Source organism: Phaeobacter cretensis (assembly GCF_047372505.1).
GTDB classification, from domain to species: Bacteria; Pseudomonadota; Alphaproteobacteria; order Rhodobacterales; family Rhodobacteraceae; genus Phaeobacter; species Phaeobacter cretensis.
Genome location: NZ_JBKBEU010000001.1, coordinates 185938 through 203259 on the forward strand (window position 1 = coordinate 185938; position 17322 = coordinate 203259).

General features: G+C 56.3%; 14 protein-coding genes and 1 pseudogene. 10 read left to right on the forward strand and 5 right to left on the reverse strand.

What is annotated here, in order from left to right; translation table 11 throughout:
- Window positions 1-181 precede the first annotated feature (181 nt).
- The 4 genes from ACEWZM_RS00875 to ACEWZM_RS00890 all read left to right on the forward strand — a co-directional run bounded on the left by ACEWZM_RS00875 (window position 182) and on the right by ACEWZM_RS00890 (window position 4825).
- Complete coding sequence (locus tag ACEWZM_RS00875) at window positions 182-1513, forward strand: DUF5930 domain-containing protein (protein ID WP_414004645.1); 1332 nt, start codon at window positions 182-184, stop codon at window positions 1511-1513.
- Window positions 1503-2045, forward strand: a complete 543-nt coding sequence (locus tag ACEWZM_RS00880; protein WP_414004646.1) for a bactofilin family protein — start codon at window positions 1503-1505, stop codon at window positions 2043-2045. The genes ACEWZM_RS00875 and ACEWZM_RS00880 overlap by 11 nt, the downstream gene beginning before the upstream one ends.
- 492 nt (window positions 2046-2537) lie before the next feature.
- Window positions 2538-3089, forward strand: a complete 552-nt coding sequence (locus ACEWZM_RS00885; protein ID WP_414004647.1) for a calcium-binding protein — start codon at window positions 2538-2540, stop codon at window positions 3087-3089.
- Between the two features lie 239 nt (window positions 3090-3328).
- On the forward strand, window positions 3329-4825 hold the full coding sequence (locus tag ACEWZM_RS00890; RefSeq protein ID WP_414004648.1) for a calcium-binding protein: 1497 nt from the start codon (window positions 3329-3331) through the stop codon (window positions 4823-4825).
- 97 nt (window positions 4826-4922) lie between these two features.
- Here ACEWZM_RS00890 and ACEWZM_RS00895 read toward each other — a convergent pair whose 3' ends face one another.
- From ACEWZM_RS00895 to ACEWZM_RS00905, 3 genes are all read right to left on the reverse strand, one after another.
- On the reverse strand, window positions 4923-5846 hold the full coding sequence (locus tag ACEWZM_RS00895) for a DUF3179 domain-containing protein (protein ID WP_414007918.1): 924 nt from the start codon (window positions 5844-5846) through the stop codon (window positions 4923-4925).
- A 350-nt stretch (window positions 5847-6196) separates the two neighbouring features.
- Entirely contained in the window at window positions 6197-6745 is a 549-nt protein-coding gene (locus ACEWZM_RS00900; protein ID WP_414004649.1) for a peptidylprolyl isomerase, read from the reverse strand.
- Complete coding sequence (locus ACEWZM_RS00905; RefSeq protein ID WP_414004650.1) at window positions 6738-7244, reverse strand: peptidylprolyl isomerase; 507 nt, start codon at window positions 7242-7244, stop codon at window positions 6738-6740. The genes ACEWZM_RS00900 and ACEWZM_RS00905 overlap by 8 nt, the downstream gene beginning before the upstream one ends.
- A 181-nt stretch (window positions 7245-7425) precedes the next feature.
- Here ACEWZM_RS00905 and ACEWZM_RS00910 point away from each other — a divergent pair, with 181 nt between their 5' ends.
- From ACEWZM_RS00910 to ACEWZM_RS00935, 6 genes are all read left to right on the forward strand, one after another.
- Window positions 7426-8616: a phosphoglycerate kinase gene (locus ACEWZM_RS00910; RefSeq protein ID WP_414004651.1), complete on the forward strand. Its 1191-nt coding sequence runs from the start codon at window positions 7426-7428 to the stop codon at window positions 8614-8616.
- 251 nt (window positions 8617-8867) lie between these two features.
- Complete coding sequence (locus ACEWZM_RS00915; RefSeq protein WP_414004652.1) at window positions 8868-9167, forward strand: FtsB family cell division protein; 300 nt, start codon at window positions 8868-8870, stop codon at window positions 9165-9167.
- A gap of 315 nt (window positions 9168-9482) precedes the next feature.
- On the forward strand, window positions 9483-10496 hold the full coding sequence (gene pdhA / locus ACEWZM_RS00920; RefSeq protein WP_414004653.1) for a pyruvate dehydrogenase (acetyl-transferring) E1 component subunit alpha: 1014 nt from the start codon (window positions 9483-9485) through the stop codon (window positions 10494-10496).
- A gap of 16 nt (window positions 10497-10512) precedes the next feature.
- Window positions 10513-11886 carry a pyruvate dehydrogenase complex E1 component subunit beta gene (locus ACEWZM_RS00925; protein ID WP_414004654.1) on the forward strand — a complete coding sequence of 458 codons (1374 nt, stop codon included), beginning with the start codon at window positions 10513-10515 and terminating at the stop codon, window positions 11884-11886.
- Between the two features lie 12 nt (window positions 11887-11898).
- Window positions 11899-13215 carry a pyruvate dehydrogenase complex dihydrolipoamide acetyltransferase gene (locus tag ACEWZM_RS00930; RefSeq protein ID WP_414004655.1) on the forward strand — a complete coding sequence of 439 codons (1317 nt, stop codon included), beginning with the start codon at window positions 11899-11901 and terminating at the stop codon, window positions 13213-13215.
- Between the two features lie 138 nt (window positions 13216-13353).
- On the forward strand, window positions 13354-13881 hold the full coding sequence (locus tag ACEWZM_RS00935) for a GNAT family N-acetyltransferase (protein WP_414004656.1): 528 nt from the start codon (window positions 13354-13356) through the stop codon (window positions 13879-13881).
- 181 nt (window positions 13882-14062) lie between these two features.
- On the opposite strand, the gene ACEWZM_RS00940 is transcribed toward ACEWZM_RS00935, so the two are convergent.
- Complete coding sequence (locus ACEWZM_RS00940; protein WP_414004657.1) at window positions 14063-15025, reverse strand: glycosyltransferase family 2 protein; 963 nt, start codon at window positions 15023-15025, stop codon at window positions 14063-14065.
- Window positions 15026-15553: 528 nt separating this feature from the next.
- Window positions 15554-16977, reverse strand: a pseudogene (locus ACEWZM_RS00945) (transposase).
- Between the last annotated feature and the right edge of the window lie 345 nt (window positions 16978-17322).

Sequence of the window (17322 nt, forward strand, 5' to 3'; positions counted from 1 at the left end):
CATTGGGTCAACAGGCTTGCCCAAATCCAAACGGCTGGCTATTCACTTTCGCCAAGGTGCGCTGATGCGCTGCCTGGCGACGCAACACAGGCGATCCGGTTGGGACCGGTACAGCCTACCACCGGCAAGAGGAGTGCCGGTATCGGCGTGGTCACGACGGGGGCAGGACAAGGATCAAAGCGTGCGGACACGTCTGGCGATCAAAATACATTCGTTTCTAGAGCGCCGTTTCCCGGAACGGCGCGTGTTTTTGAAATCCGATTCTGACACCCGTTTCATAAGGCTACGATCTGAAACTCAGCTCTTTGCCGCTGCGGGCATGGCGCTATTGGTGGCCTGGTCTATTGTCGCAACGGCCATCGTGCTGATGGACAGCATCGGGTCCGGCAATTTTCGCGAACAGGCAAAGCGCGATCAGATGACTTACCGCGCACGTCTGAATGCGCTTTCAGGCGAACGGAATGATCGCGCCGCCGAGGCATTGGCCGCCCAGGAACGGTTTAACGCCGCCCTCACCCAGATTTCTTCTATGCAGTCCGAACTTTTGGCGTCGGAAACCCGCCGCCGCGAACTGGAAACCGGCATCGAAGTGATCCAGACCACCCTGCGCCAAACCATGAAAGACCGCGAAACAGCACGCGGTGCGCTGACAGCACTGGAACAGGAAACCGCTGCTGACAGCCCTGCCCAGATGATGGCCGTCAGCGTGCCCGTACAGATGGAATTCATGGCAGACGCCCTCGCCGAAACCGCCGCACAGCGAGACGAGATCGAAGCCAATGCCCAGTTCGCGCTGGAACAGCGCGACGCATTGGAACTGGAATTGAAGCTGATGGATGAGCGTAACGACCAGATCTTCCGCCAGCTTGAGGAGGCCATGGAGGTCTCTGTTGCGCCACTTGATAAGATGTTCCGCAGCGCCGGAATGCCCACAGACCGTATTCTGGAACAGGTGCGGCGCGGATACAGCGGTCAGGGCGGTCCGCTCAGCCCTTTAGCCCTGTCCACTCGCGGTGAGGAACCCTCCCGCGAGGAGCTGCGGGCCAATGACCTGCTGCATCAAATGAATCAGTTGAACCTCTATCGGCTGGCCGCTCAAAAAGCGCCGTTCGCTGCACCGGTTAACCTCAACATCGTGCGCCGCAGTTCTGGATTCGGCTACCGCCGTGACCCCAAAACAGGGGGACGCCGCTTGCACAAAGGGTCCGATTTCGCCGGGCGCACCGGCACGGATATCTTTGCCACGGCCGATGGTGTTGTAACCCATGCAGGCTGGCAATCCGGCTACGGAAAACTTGTGTCAATTCAACATGCCTTTGGCATTGAGACGAAATACGCCCATAACTCCAACATCCGCGTTAAGGTCGGTCAAAGGGTCTCGCGCGGGGATCACATTGCTGATATGGGTAACACCGGACGGTCCACCGGGACCCACCTCCACTATGAGGTTCGGGTCAATGGCAACCCCGTAAACCCGATGATCTATATCAAGGCTGCGAGAAATGTTTTCTAAGAGCAAAATCAACGAGCCCGGCCAAAAAGTGGCCGAAGCAACCCCTGCGGCGCCTGCGCCGTCTTCCGCTCCGGTACCGCCCGCCAGCGATTTTAAGGCAACAGCCCCAAAGGCCAAGCCTCCGGCGTCCGTGCTCAGCTCGGATTTGCACATCACAGGCAACCTCAAGACCACCGGTGATATCCAGGTTGAAGGCACAGTCGAAGGCGACATTCGCGCCCATCTGCTGACCATCGGCGAGAGCGCCACCATTAAAGGCGAAGTGACAGCAGATGACGTTGTCATCAATGGGCGCATCGTTGGCCGCGTGCGCGGCCTGAAAGTACGCCTAACCTCCACCGCACGCGTCGAGGGTGACATCATCCACAAGACCATCGCGATCGAAAGCGGCGCCCATTTCGAAGGCTCCGTACAGCGTCAGGATGATCCGCTGAACCCCGGCAAAGCCGCAGCGCCCCGCGCCGCAGCTCCGGCGCCAGCGCCCTCAGCCGCTGTTTCTGCAGCGACAGCTGCACATAAAGCCGAAAGTTGATCTTTTAAGGCGGCCCCAAACGGCTGCCTTGACCAATAAAATCCAAACGCCGTAGGTGCCGCCTGCGGCGTTTTTCTTTTCAAGTAGAAGGCCTGCCAGATAGGTTGCACAGCTATCGTGCCATCCGATGACAGACGATGCATTTCGTCGAGACACCAGCCACCCTGGCGGCCCAACGTTGCATTTAGAAGTTGCTGCATGCAGTAAGCGACTAGATTTTTAGCTGTTGCTTCAGCAATGCCACGATCAAGACTTATTCTACTGATGGCTAGTTTTACGGGAAACAATCCAACCGGAACTATGACCCTGTCAGATGTGGCGAAACCCGACTTCGACGGTCTCACTCTAAACAGCCGCATAATCAATCAGATGTTTTTCAGCACTCCCGCGGGCACCGCCATTGCACTGACCGGAAATTTCATATCTTCGACGCCCTATATTTGGACAATCGGCTCTATGTCAGTCAGCACGGGTGGAACTCTGGTCTAGTCTATGATCGGATTTTCCCTCAGTTTCTCACGTTTTGCGACCGGTAGTGACGCAGCCCCGGAATCCGCTATTCCAACTGGCGACGATACCATCACATCCAATATCGCTGAAGGTGGTCGCTGGCTGGCTTATGGAAGCGATGATGTTATCAGCCTAGGGATCAGCGATGACTATCTGAACGGCGACACCGACACAGACTGGCCAATCGCACATGACAACTATGGTAGGGCCTCTATCTCGTCTAACTATGGAATTGTAACACCCATCTCCGCTGACGGCCGGGACATGCTGATTGGCCAAGAGGGCAATGACAGGCTGACTGGCGGCGCCCATGCGGGAATAATTGTATTCCACCGCGGCTATACCAGTGACACCATTACCGATTTTACCACCGGTGAAGACCACATCCAAATCGTCCGCGGCGCAGATGGGATGGATGGCCTGACCTTCACCAGCAAAAGTGATGACATAGAGATCGCCTTTTCCAATGTCGCTGTTCTGATGGAGAACACGACATTGGAGCAGCTCGCGAATGCCGGCAACTTCTTGTTCTAGAATAAAAACATCAGACACATTGAAAGGCCCATCATCTCTGGTGTGCCTTTTCCATTTTCAGCTATCCCGCAATGGCAACCAATTGCGGCGCAGCAAATTCAAGGTGAAGAGTTTGCGCAACAGGCCTAACAAAGGTTAATTAATCGTTAACAAGGTGCTTTCCAGATTGGCATCCGCCGCCTAGCCTCTCGTCAAAAGCGCCAAAAGGTGCAGCAGGCAATCAGGCAGTAGGTCATATCATGGCAGAGGTTCTCGTCGCGTCAGCGGCCAATTTCGCGCCCCCATTTAACTTTGGTAGTTTCGACTTTACCAAGGTTGAGATTCTGAGCGCATCCGACAGCGAGATCGCGCTGAAATACGGCGCATTTGTGCTGGTGTTTCAGGGTGCCTTCACCTTCGATGAGCTTGGCAATCTAACTCCAAACAGCATCGTCAATAACTTTGGCTACTTCCATAATGGCGCATTGGTGATGTCGGTGACGGGGTTTCAAATCTCCTCGCAACTGATCGGCCAAGGCAATCTTTTCGATTTGCTTGCTGCCGCTCTGGTCGATGATGACAGCTTTACTTCCGCCTGGGCATCAGGTGAACAGATCAACACTTTTGGTGGCGACGACACCATTCGGGCCGGTACAGGCGATGATACCATTATCGGTGGTGCCGGCCAGGACGAGCTGGTGTTGGGAGATGGGATCAACAGCTACAGCTTCGCCTTTGACGCAAGCTCCGGCGCCATACTGACAACGGTCGAAGGCCGGGATCAGCTTTATGGCATCGAAACTGTAAGGCTCGCCAATCAAACCCTGCATATTCAGGAAGGCAGCAGCGAAAGTGAGACCTTCGCCAGCACCAATACATCTGACCCCACTCTCTCAGAGATGATCCACGGTCGTGGCGGAAACGACAATATTTCGGGCGGTGCGGGCAAGGATTTCCTGCTGGGCGGCGACGGCAACGATCACATCTCCGGCGGCGGTAATGATGATTTTCTAGATGGCGAGTTCGGCGACGATCATCTCTCCGGCAATGCCGGGAACGACAATCTTCGCGGCAATCTTGGCAATGACACGCTGATCGGCGGTGCCGGCAATGACACCTTGCGCGGTGACAATGATGTGGCCCCGGATGACAATTCGGATGACCTGCTGATCGGTGGCAGCGGCCGCGACAGTCTGGTCGGCAGCTCGGGAGACGACACGCTCAAGGCCGGCAGTGGTGCCGATACGCTAGATGGCGGCAGCGGCAACGATGGTCTGACAGGTGGTCGCGGGCGTGACCTGTTGGCTGGCGGCGACGGCAACGACAGTCTCACCGGCGGACGTGCCAATGACACGCTGACCGGCGGCGCAGATAACGACCGGCTGAGCGGTGGATCAGGCCGCGATGTCATACGCGGCGATGCCGGCAATGACCTTCTGTTGGGCGGACGTGGTCGCGATACATTGTTTGGTAGCGACGGCGCTGACAGGCTCATAGGGCAGACCGGAAACGATCGCCTGACTGGCGGCAGCGACATCGACACCTTTGTGTTTGCGCGCGGTTTCGGTCATGACACAATCACCGACTTCAAGCTTGGCGAGGATCTGCTTCAGATCCTGCGAGGCGCTAGTGCGATAAGCGATCTGGGCTTTGCCCAGCTGGGCGACGATACCCGCGTCACCTTCGCCAATGTCTCGATACTGGTCGAGGGTGTGACCGTTGATCAACTGATGGATACCGACAACTTCCTGTTCTGATTTGTTACCGCTCTCAGAATAAGGCTCTGGGCGCACTCCTTGTGGGTGCGCCTTTTTTATATCGACCTACTTTATATCGACCTACCTTTCCCCCCCATTACTTCAGCATCCAGCGCCCATTGGGCCAGAACGCGTGATAGGCAAATGCAAACATCACATCATGGGGCAAATCTACGCCATCACGATTCTGTACCCGGACCGAGCCAACATCGCGCCCCTTGCCGATTGCACCTGCATCCAACGCCGAGGCCTGACCTGCCCGCCAGCTAAGAGTCACTCCCGCCTGTCGTATTTCACCTGTTTCGGCAAGACGCTCCAAAGGCCAGGCGCGATCCCCAACGCGGACCACGCGCGCCAATGGCGCAATGCCATGAGGCGGCGTGCTTCCATCGTAGAGAAACGGCCAATTTGACCGGTCATAGCCTTGATAGGGGTTGCGCCCATAGCTTCGGTTGTGGCGCGGTTCAGCCATAACTACCCCATCTGGATAGGCCTCACGAAACCCCTGCCAACTGTCCAGCCAGCTTGGCAGCTGACGCAGATCACGCCCGGTCATCTGGCCCACGATCCCGGTGCCTGTGGCCTGCTGCCACCAACTCTCTGTTTCGCGGTCGTACATCACCATATCGGATTGGCGCAGTTTGCCAGTAACCCCAAAGCTCAAGGTACGGCCGTTAACACGCCGGTCAAAACTTATAGCCGAGTTGCACAAAGGACAGTAAGTGACCGCAACCGGCGTCCTCCCGACCTGGTCGTTCACAATTTCATGCCAGATCAGATAGCGCAGCGGATAGGCCCGTGCCGCCTGCCCCGGCAGGTCCAGAACAACCACGGGTTCTGCCGCGCTCAGCCCACGACCCTGCCGCGCGGGCAGAAACCCCGGATCACTCAGCGCTGGAATACCATCTTTGGGCGGCCCACCAGATTTGATGTCACTCCAGTCTTTGACGGTCGAGCGACTAAAATCGGTCGTCGGCCACTCTCGGGTCCATTGCGCCGGATCCGCTTGGACCGGGCCCATCTGCGCTATCGAAACTCCCAACAATGCCAGCGCCACCAAGATCGGCAGCCACGCCGTCCTCAAAAGAGGGACAGAGCTCGCATCCGGCAATCTATTGCTAAGCACTGCACGACACTCTTCCATTACATCTACATCTTCTGACATCTGCAGCCTCCTGTTCGCGCACCAATAGGCCTCCACAATACGCCGCCAATGGGTATCCGAGAAAAGTTGGAAATCAGCTTGCCCTAAAATGCTCTCACATGCACCGCACAAGCCCGTGACAGGCGCTCAACAGAAAACGGCCCGCACCACCGGGGTACGGGCCGATCAACATCAATCACATTCATCCGGTACGCCGGATGACAGCATCACTCAGTAACAGTGACCGTTTTCATTGCATCAGGTTGTCCGACAACGGCACCGTTCTGACCGCCACCGCGTTTGATGGTGTCTACGACATCCATGCCTTCGATGACTTTGCCCACGATAGTGTATTGCCCGTTCAGGAAATGACCCGGTGCAAACATGATGAAGAACTGCGAGTTGGCACTGTTCGGATTCTGAGAACGCGCCATACCAACGACACCGCGATCAAATGCCAGCTCAGAAAATTCAGCCGGCAGGTCTGCGCGTTCGGAACCACCGGTGCCCGCACGGCGCATATCGCCACCCTGCTTGCCAAACTGTACATCGCCGGTCTGCGCCATAAAGCCCTCGATAACGCGGTGGAACACCACGCCATCGTATTTGCCTTCAGCCGCCAGCGCGGTAATCTGTTCAACATGCTTGGGGGCAACGTCTTCGAACAGGTCGATCTTGATCGTGCCATTGGCCCCCTCGCCTTCGACCGCGATCTCCAGACCGCTGGCCAAGGCAGGCCCCGCCATCAGCGCAAATACCGCTGCCAGCTTATACATCTGCGGCCACCTTGACGCTGATCATACGGTCGGGCTCCGCAGGCGGCTCGCCACGGTTGATTGCGTCGACATGTTCCATGCCTTCGATCACACGGCCATAAACTGTGTATTGACCGTTCAGGAAATGGTTGTCCTTGAAGTTAACAAAAAACTGCGAATTTGCCGAATCCGGGTTCGCAGACCGTGCGGCACCCAACGTGCCACGGTCATGCGGCAGTTTCGAAAATTCCGCCGGAACATTTGGCAGATCGGATCCACCGGTGCCTGCCATACGCAGGTTAAACCCGTCTTCCATATCACCGTGCTGTACATCACCGGTCTGCGCCATAAAGCCGTCAATCACCCGGTGAAACGCCACATTGTCGTACGCGCCGCTGCGGGCCAGTTCTTTCATGCGCTCACTGTGCTGAGGCGCCACGTCAGGCAGCAGTTCGATCACCACATTGCCGTCTTTTAGCTCCATGATGATGGTGTTATCGGGATCCTTGATCTCGGCCATGTGGCCCTCCTGTTCTTTGCGTTTGCCCGATAGTTAAGGCCCGCGCCGCCAATTGCCAAGGGAGCTTTGCTCACAGAGCATTGACTGAGGGGTAAAAAGCCCCGAAACATCGCGCCAACATTGCCATATGGACGCCTCTCACCGCTGGCGCCTCTCATCACGACCAAAAAAGGATACAATCATGGGCTGGAACGCACTCGACACGATGGAACTGACAGGCAAGCGCGTTTTGGTACGTGTCGATATCAATGTTCCGGTAGAAGACGGACGCGTCACCGATGATACGCGCATCCAGCGCATTGCCCCCACGATCAAGGATATCCTCGCCAAAGGCGGCCAACCGATCCTGCTGGCCCATTTTGGCCGCCCCAAGGGCCAGGTGGTTGCCGAGATGTCTCTGCTCCCGCTCGTGCCATCGCTTGAGGCTGCGTTTGGTGTACCGGTCGTCTTTGCTGCTGATTGCCGTGGCCCCGCAGCCGAGGCCGCATTGGCTGGACTACCAGCAGGCGCTGTCCTGTTGTTGGAGAACACCCGGTTCCACCCCGGCGAGGAAAAGAACGACGCGGATCTGGCGGCAGACATCGCCAAGCTGGGTGATATCTACTGTAATGATGCCTTCTCTGCCGCGCACCGCGCCCATGCCTCTACCGAAGCTCTCGCCCGATTGCTACCGGCCTGCGCTGGCCGCCTGATGGAGGCCGAGCTGACCGCCTTGGAATCTGCTCTTGGGCTACCCCAGCGCCCGGTGACGGCCGTTGTTGGTGGCGCGAAAGTCTCGACTAAACTTGAACTTCTGGGCAATCTCGTTGGCAAGGTCGACAATCTGGTGATTGGTGGCGGCATGGCCAATACCTTCCTTGCCGCTCAGGGCATTGATGTCGGAAAATCGCTCTGTGAGCATGATATGGCCGATACTGCACGCGATATTCTGACCAAGGCAGAGGCCAAGAACTGTAAGATTATCCTGCCCATTGATGTTGTTGTCGCCCGTGAGTTTAAGGCCGGTGCCGATAATGAGACCGTTGCCGCAGATGCCTGCCCTGCCGATGCAATGATCCTCGATGCCGGCCCAAAGACTGTTGCCGCCATTGCGGAGACATTGGCCGTGTCCAAAACGCTGATCTGGAACGGCCCTATGGGTGCTTTTGAGATCGCCCCCTTTGATGCGGCGACCAATGCCGCAGCCCTTCAGGCCGCAAGCCTGACCAAATCGGGCGGCCTGATCAGCGTGGCGGGCGGCGGCGACACTGTTGCCGCGCTCAATCAAGCAGGTGCAGCCGCTGATTTTACCTATATTTCCACGGCAGGCGGCGCATTTCTGGAATGGATGGAAGGCAAAACCTTGCCTGGCGTTGCAGCCCTCGAAGGTTGAGAGACGCGCATACCTGTCTGAGGGTAGGCCGCTCTCACACGTAAGGTGATCGACTAGGAGTAAACGGAAAACCCGTTGGCATATCCCTAATTCATTGCACCTCAGCCACCTGGCTGAGGTGTATTTTCCTCGATAATGTTCAAAATTAACAATTTTTACGTTTCACAAACCACTTTGCCTGTGGCAGTATTGTTTCAGACGTCGGACAAACTGGCGCGAAACTTGAGCAGCAGATCATACAGGCCATCACCGTGACCCGAAACAACAGACCCTCATTGGGCGCATTCGTTTTCTCCACGATTGCATTCGCGCTTAGCGCGTATTTTACCTTCGCCGCTGTGCAGGGGGATTTTGGATTATTCAGGCGCGTCGAAATTCAGGCCGAGGCTGAAGCACTGCGTCAGGACCTTGACGAGCTGAAGCGCGAAACCGCGCAGATCGAGAACCTCACCTACCGCCTTTCGGACGACTATCTTGATCTTGATTTACTGGATGAACAGGCCCGCTCGGTTCTGGGTCTTCTGCGCGCGGATGAAATTGTCATTCGCTAAGCCAGATTCCGTTGCGAACACGGTCCACTATGGCTGACGAACTGCCCGCAGCGCCTCGCTTGCGGGCTTTTTGCTGTCACCATACAGTCGGCAACCGGGCTTCAACTACGTCAGATGCAGTTTTGTAAACGCCCGCCATACCCCCCGTCAAAGAGAGCAAACCACAGCGTTGCCCCCTCAGGTCGCCCCTAATAAAAATGCGTTCCTTTACCCGTTGGTGACCGGACGTCATAATAACACTCGCATGACGTCGTAAAATCCACTATGAACTAGTTTAGCATTAAACTATCTAGCCTTAAGGGGGAGCCCGCCACTATGGCTGCGAGAAAAAGTGTCAAGAAACCAAACGTTTCTGCCGAAGAGCTGACCGAATACTACCGCGAGATGCTTCTGATAAGGCGATTCGAGGAAAAAGCTGGCCAGCTTTATGGCATGGGTCTGATTGGCGGCTTCTGCCATCTCTACATCGGTCAGGAAGCGGTTGTTGTCGGTCTCGAAGCCGCCGCCAGCGAAGGTGACAAACGTGTGACCTCCTACCGCGACCACGGCCATATGCTGGCCTGTGGCATGGACCCCAACGGTGTGATGGCCGAGTTGACCGGCCGCGAAGGTGGCTATTCCAAAGGCAAAGGCGGGTCCATGCATATGTTCTCGAAAGAGAAACATTTCTATGGTGGCCACGGCATCGTTGGCGCGCAGGTGCCTCTGGGGGCAGGACTGGCCTTCTCCGACAAATACAAAGGCAACGATCGCGTGACCTTCGCCTATTTCGGCGATGGCGCAGCCAACCAGGGTCAGGTCTATGAGACCTACAATATGGCGCAGCTCTGGGATTTGCCGGTCGTTTTCGTGATCGAGAACAACCAATACGCCATGGGCACCTCGGTACAGCGCTCCACCAAGTCGCCTGCGTTGTGGAAACGCGGCGAAGCCTACGGCATCAAGGGTGAAGAAGTGGATGGTATGGACGTGCTGGCGGTAAAAGATGCCGGCGAACGCGCCGTCGCCCACTGCCGTGCGGGCAAAGGCCCTTATATCCTTGAGGTTAAAACCTACCGGTATCGCGGCCATTCCATGTCCGACCCCGCCAAGTACCGCACCCGTGAAGAGGTGCAGAAAATGCGCGAGGAACGAGACCCCATCGAACAGGTTCGCGACATGCTGTTGACCGGCAAACACGCGACCGAAGATGATCTCAAGGCGATCGACAAAGAGATCAAGGACATCGTCAACAAATCCGCAGACTTCTCCAAAGAGAGCCCCGAACCGGCGCTCGAGGAACTCTGGACCGATATTTATGCGGATAACCTGCCGCAAGAAACCGCCTGAGGGGACGTAACAAGATATGGCAACTGAAATCCTGATGCCCGCCCTGTCGCCGACCATGGAGGAAGGCACGCTGGCCAAATGGCTGGTCAAAGAGGGCGATACCGTAAATTCCGGCGATATCCTTGCAGAGATCGAAACCGACAAGGCAACGATGGAGTTCGAGGCCGTTGACGAAGGTGTCATCGGCGCGATCCTGATCCCCGAGGGTACCGAAAACGTGAAGGTCAACGCCGCAATCGCCGTTCTGGTCGAAGAGGGCGAGAGCTACGACGCCAGTGCGGCCCCTGCCCCGGCCAACCAAGCGTCCGCGGCAGAGGCACCTTCGGCGCCCGCCGCTCCGGTCGCTGCTGCCGCGGCCCCAGCAGCCCCTGAGGTGGATGAAACCCCTGATTGGCCTGAAGGCACCGAAGTTGTGCAGACAACCGTGCGCGAAGCGCTGCGGGATGCCATGGCAGAGGAAATGCGCGGCGACGAAGACGTCTTCCTGATGGGCGAAGAAGTCGCCGAATATCAGGGCGCTTACAAAATCTCCCAGGGTCTTCTGGATGAATTCGGCGCGAAGCGTGTGATAGATACCCCAATCACCGAACACGGCTTTGCCGGCATCGCCACCGGTGCTGCCTTTGGTGGTCTGCGCCCGATCGTTGAGTTCATGACCTTCAACTTCGCCATGCAGGCGATTGACCACATCATCAACTCCGCCGCAAAGACATTGTATATGTCTGGTGGCCAGATGGGCGCGCCCATGGTGTTCCGCGGCCCCAATGGCGCGGCTGCCCGCGTCGGTGCCCAGCACAGCCAGGATTACGCCGCCTGGTACATGCAGATCCCCGGCCTGAAGGTGGCAATGCCCTACTCTGCCTCCGACGCCAAAGGCCTGATGAAAACCGCAATCCGCGACAACAACCCGGTGATTTTCCTCGAGAACGAGATTCTCTACGGCAAGTCCTTCGAAGTGCCAAAACTGGATGATTACACCGTTCCCTTTGGCAAGGCCCGTATCTGGCGCGAAGGCTCCGACGTCACCATCGTCTCCTTTGGCATCGGCATGACCTATGCGCTGGAAGCGGCGGAGAAACTGGCCGAGGATGGCATCAACGCCGAGGTCATCGACCTGCGCACCTTGCGCCCGATGGACACCGGCTCCATCATCAAATCGGTGATGAAGACCAACCGTCTGGTCACCGTCGAGGAAGGCTGGCCGCAGGGATCCGTCGGCAGCTATATCTCCTCTGTTGTGATGCAGGAGGCGTTTGATTACCTCGACGCACCAGTGATCAACTGCACCGGCAAGGACGTCCCCATGCCCTATGCTGCCAATCTCGAAAAACACGCGCTGGTCACCACAGATGAGGTGATCGAAGCAGTGAAACAAGTGACCTACCGGTAAGGAGAGACAGCGATGCCCACAGAAATCCTGATGCCCGCGCTTTCTCCGACAATGGAGGAAGGCACGCTCGCCAAATGGCTCGTGAAGGAAGGCGACAGCGTCGCCTCCGGCGATCTCTTGGCGGAGATAGAAACCGACAAGGCGACGATGGAATTCGAAGCCGTGGATGAAGGCACCATCGGCAAGATCCTGATCCCCGAAGGTAGCGAAGGCGTGAAGGTCAACAGCCCCATCGCCGTGCTGCTGGAAGACGGTGAAAGCGCTGATGACATAGGTGCAGCCGGTGCTGCTCCTGCTACATCCGCCCCTACAGCCGAAGCCACACCGGACGTAGCCCCGACCGCTCCAGTGGTCAAAACAGATGCGGCGCAACCTGCCCCCGCCGCCCCACAAGGTGTTGATGGAAAACGCATTTTTGCCTCGCCTTTGGCACGACGTATCGCGGCCGACAAAGGCCTGGACCTGGCCCAGCTGAACGGTTCCGGCCCCCGTGGTCGCATCGTTAAGGCTGATGTGGAAAGCGCCAAACCGCAGACCGCCGCCCCGGCAGCAGTCGCTCCGGCAACCGCCGCAGCCCCAGCCGCAGCTGCCTCCACAGGTCCATCTGCAGATCAGGTCGCACGCATGTACGAAGGCCGAGACTTTGAAGAAGTCAAACTAGATGGAATGCGCAAAACCATCGCAGCACGCCTGAGCGAAGCCAAGCAAACCGTGCCGCATTTCTACCTGCGCCGCGATATCCAGCTGGATGCATTGCTGAAATTCCGCTCGCAGCTCAACAAGCAACTGGAAGCGCGCGGCGTCAAACTTTCGGTCAATGACTTCATCATCAAGGCCTGTGCCCTGGCGTTGCAGGCTGTGCCGGATGCCAATGCCGTCTGGGCTGGTGATCGGGTGCTGAAGATGTCTTCCTCAGACGTGGCCGTAGCCGTGGCAATCGAAGGTGGCTTGTTCACCCCGGTTCTGCAGGATAGTGACACGAAATCACTCTCGACCCTCTCGACCGAGATGAAAGACCTCGCCAAACGTGCACGTGATCGCAAACTAGCGCCGCATGAATACCAGGGCGGCTCTTTCGCGATTTCCAATCTTGGGATGTTCGGTATCGACAATTTCGATGCCATCGTGAACCCACCCCACGCGGGTATCCTAGCCGTCGGTGCTGGCGTCAAGAAACCCGTTGTTGGCGCAGATGGCGAGCTGGCCGTGGCCACCGTAATGTCGGTCACAATGTCGGTTGATCACCGTGTGATCGATGGTGCCCTTGGCGCAGAGCTGTTGAACGCTATCAAGGACAATCTGGAAAATCCGATGATGATGCTGGCCTAAACCAGCCGCCTACGGCAGACCAACTGATTGGGAAGGACCGGATTAACCTCCGGTCCTTTTTCTATGACAAGCCTGTGGATGGGTTTCAGCATGTTTTCCGGGCTGTGCTGCCATCCAGCAATATGCTTAGGTCCCAGCATGACAAAGCACGAAATTCAGACTGATCGGCTTCTGCTCAGAGACTGGAGGCCAGAGGATCACGCCCCGTTTGCAGCGATCTGCGCTGATCCGGATGTCATGCGTTACATTGGGAACGGTGCACCCCGTACCGAAGACGCGACCGCTCGATCTATCAGATCGTTCGAAGCCGAGTGGGCCGAACGCGGTTTTGGGCTATTCGCAGTTGAATTGCGGGAAACCCGCGAACTCATCGGCTTTACAGGTTTCTCATGGCCCGGCTTTCTGCCGGAAATCCTGCCCTCCGTTGAGATTGGTTGGAGATTTGCCAAACAAAGCTGGGGGAAAGGCTTCGCAAGCGAATCCGCCAGTGCCGCGTTGTCGTTTGGCGTTGACGAATTGGGCCTTTCAGACATTGTGAGCATTTACCAAGTCGAAAACACAGCCTCAGCCCGCATAATGCAAAAACTCGGAATGGTCTTTGACCGTAGAACTATTGACCCAACCTGCGGGCGCGAGGTCGAAATCTATCGCCTTCTACAGACGTAAGCGGAGCGGTCGCCCCAAGATTGATAACACGACTAAATATTCGTCAGAGGCTTTTCAGCCGATCCCTTAATGGATCGCTATAGGACTGACGTCGCGCGCCGTCAGGTCACGACAAGGCCGCCTAACCTTTGCACCGATTTAAGCAAAGTAACTTTAACCGGTGCAGCTATCTGTCATGTGCTCAAATGACGGTTTCTGGAAGTCCAGGATTGCCAACACAAAAATCATATAGCTCTTTGTAGGCATCCTCGTCCAAAAGCGTATTGAACCGGTAGCGACGCAACTCAATGGACTGTGCGCGGAGCGCCTGCAAGCGCCCCCCGGATGCGGCATCAAGAGCGCTCATACGCTCTCGCAGAGCATCGCTCTTTTCAGCCAGCAAGGTATCTTTCTGATCATTATAATTGCGCCGTTGCCAGTATTTGCGATCGATGGCCCGGTTGGCCTGATGCGCGCTCCCGCGATGCGATTTCAGCACGAAACTCGCAGCATCCTTCGTGAGGTAGTGGTTTATTTGTGCCAAAGCGCGCCGCCCTGGGTCTTTTGCACGGAAGTTATGGTGATCGTATGATGAACCAGGCATACCGGATCCATTGGAGAGCCTGATAGTCTCCTCCGGCACAAGAGCTTCTCTTGGTCTGTGAATCCCGCATCTGGCAAAACACTTCGGATCAAATAACGATTTGAACGGTGCAAAATGTGTGACAATCCGGTTTTCGTGTTCGGCCAATTGGAACGTCTCTACGACCAGATTATCCGAGATTTCAGTTTCCCCAGCACCGCCGAACTGCTTCCAGTTCAGCATGATCCAATTGCTATCAGGAAGGGCACGATCAAGGTCATCCAGTGTCCCAGCACCCACCTTGATAAGTAGAAACTCATCCAGATCCAGCGCCATGACCCGCTTCGCATTTCGGAACTTAGGCCGTTGAGAAGCTCTTTTATACGCACGTACTTGGTGCGCGCCACGCTTGGCCCGATTGTAGAAATACTCAATTTCACCCATGTCCCGCAGCGTCTTCAGGATCTCATGCGTGAAATCATCCGAGTCATTCTGATAGATGATAATAGTCTCGAACCCGATCATCTTGTGATAGGCAACCCATTCGAAGATAGACGGGCCTTCGTTTTTGGCCGTCGCCACAAGGGTTTAGGACAATGCAGTCTCCCGGAACGCCGATAGGGAAGCGCGCAAGCACCTCATAACACATCACAATCGGAACCTTACGCAAGTATGCGCAGCAATTCTCTCGATCTATGTCCGCCATAGCAGACGCTTACGCGAGAGATAACTCAATCATACGGAATTCGCGACCGACAATTCCACACCTCTATCTTGCTACCCAACCACCGCGAATATCTGACATTAGCCGTTTGCGCCCACAGATTGCACACCCTGCCCTCCGCACGATACCCACAGGCTCCGTGTTTGGGGACACATTCAAAGCTCAGATATGAGCAAAGCCGCGACATAGATCTATGACGTTTGGACTTTCGGACGTCACATTGGAGCCATCTGGACGGATTACGAGTACCTTAAGGTTTCAAATTGTCACCAACCATAGCGTTTCGACAGATGCGTTGTGAGATGTGCGCCTGGGCGGTTGACTGAACGTCCTCAGATGGCCGGAGGAAGCCGATTTCGTTGAACGACCGATGTTGAGGCTTGTTGTCAGCCGGTGGTTGTCACCATTGGCTTGAGTTTTGCTAGTTTCCGGAGGTTTTGGGCGATGGCGGCGCGTGTAAATTCGTCTTGGACGCCGCATGCACTGCCCGGCAGGCGATTTGCCGAGCAAATCTGTTGAGAGGGGCCTCGTAATCGTAGCCTGCCCAATCCAAGAATGCGTTTGAGATGTGCGAAGAGCATCTCAACCTTCTTGCGCCGCGCCTGAGCCTTCGGATTGAACTCTGAGGTGGTGCATTCCCGAGCGAAGTCTCTGACGATCTCGTATTTCTCGCGACGGATACGGCGGGTGTCGGTGTTGGGGCAGCATTTGGCCTTCGATGGGCAGACCTGACAATCAGATTTGAGAGCACCATAGTTTCGGGCTTTCATGCCACGCATATTTCGAGCGGGATCAGAATAATTGCGCCGGGTATGACGGAGCTCTTTGCCTTCTGGACAGATGTATCCGTCGATGTCTTCGTCCCATGTGAAGTCCGCCCGAGACCAGGTGCCGTCCTTGCGTTTAGAGTTATCAAAAACAGGAATGAAGGGGAGAATTTGCCGCTTCAGTGTCAACCAAACGAGGTTGTCAGATGACCCGTATGCGGTATCGGCAGCGATCCAATCTGGCTTGATGTCAAAGCGCTCTTCTGTGCGGTCAATCATCTTGCGCATAGCACCCACCTCTGCCTGCCGGATCGACCGCGAGCCATCCACATCCATGATGATCCCGTGATCTGTGTCGATGAGATAGTTGTCCGAATAGGCAAAGAATGCAGGCCTTTGCGGGCTGCCGTCCACTGGCCAGCTGGATCAGCATGGGCCGTAAATTTGGGAATGACCTCACTGGCTGCGCCAAAGGCCTCGTCGTCCAGAACGTCGAGATATTCGCGCACCGCGCGCGGCGCATCATTGGGGTCGATCCCGCGCGCTGCCCAGTCTTCGGGGGTGCTGGAATTCTGCTTCTGAACGTCAGCGCTGATCAAGCTGGCATCCACCGCAAAACCCTGACCGCCGACAAGCCCTTCCTGCATGCAGCGCGCAACTGTCATCTCGAACACCTGGCGCAACAGATCGCTCTCGCGGAACCGGCCATGACGGGTCTTTGAAAAAGTAGAGTGATCTGGAATGCGATCCCCTAGATCAAGACGGCAAAACCATCGATACGCTAGGTTCAGATGGACCTCCTCGCAGAGCCGCCGCTCGGACCGGATGCCGAGGCAATACCCCACCACTAACATCCGGATCAGCAGCTCAGGATCAATGGAAGGGCGACCAGTATGGCTGTAGAAATCGGCCAGATGCGATCGGATGCTGCTCAGATCGACAAACCGATCAATCGACCGCAACAAGTGATCTCGTGGCACGTGGTCTTCCAGCGAGAACTCGTAAAACAGTGCCGCCTGAGCTTCCTGCTTGGGTCCCATCATCGCCAATTCTCCCAATCAATAAGAGAATTGAATCAACAGATTATGCCTCGATCAGGTATTAGTTTTTTAACAAAATCAGCCCAAGGTCGACATTCATTCAAGGCGCAGCAAATGCTCTGCTGCGGGCGCGAATAATCTGGCCAAACTTCCCGTTAGCGGACCTTCCGGTTTGCTTCTCTTTTCAGGACAATGCTGCGCCCGGCATGGATGTCAGTGAAGCGCAGTAAGTGACCTTTGCAAAGTCCGCCTTTCGGCCTGAGAACACAGCCTAAGACCGCTGCGATGCCGCGTGAAAAGCGGTCATTGATCAGAGGTGCTGCGAAATTTTGGGGTTGGAGGGCGGCA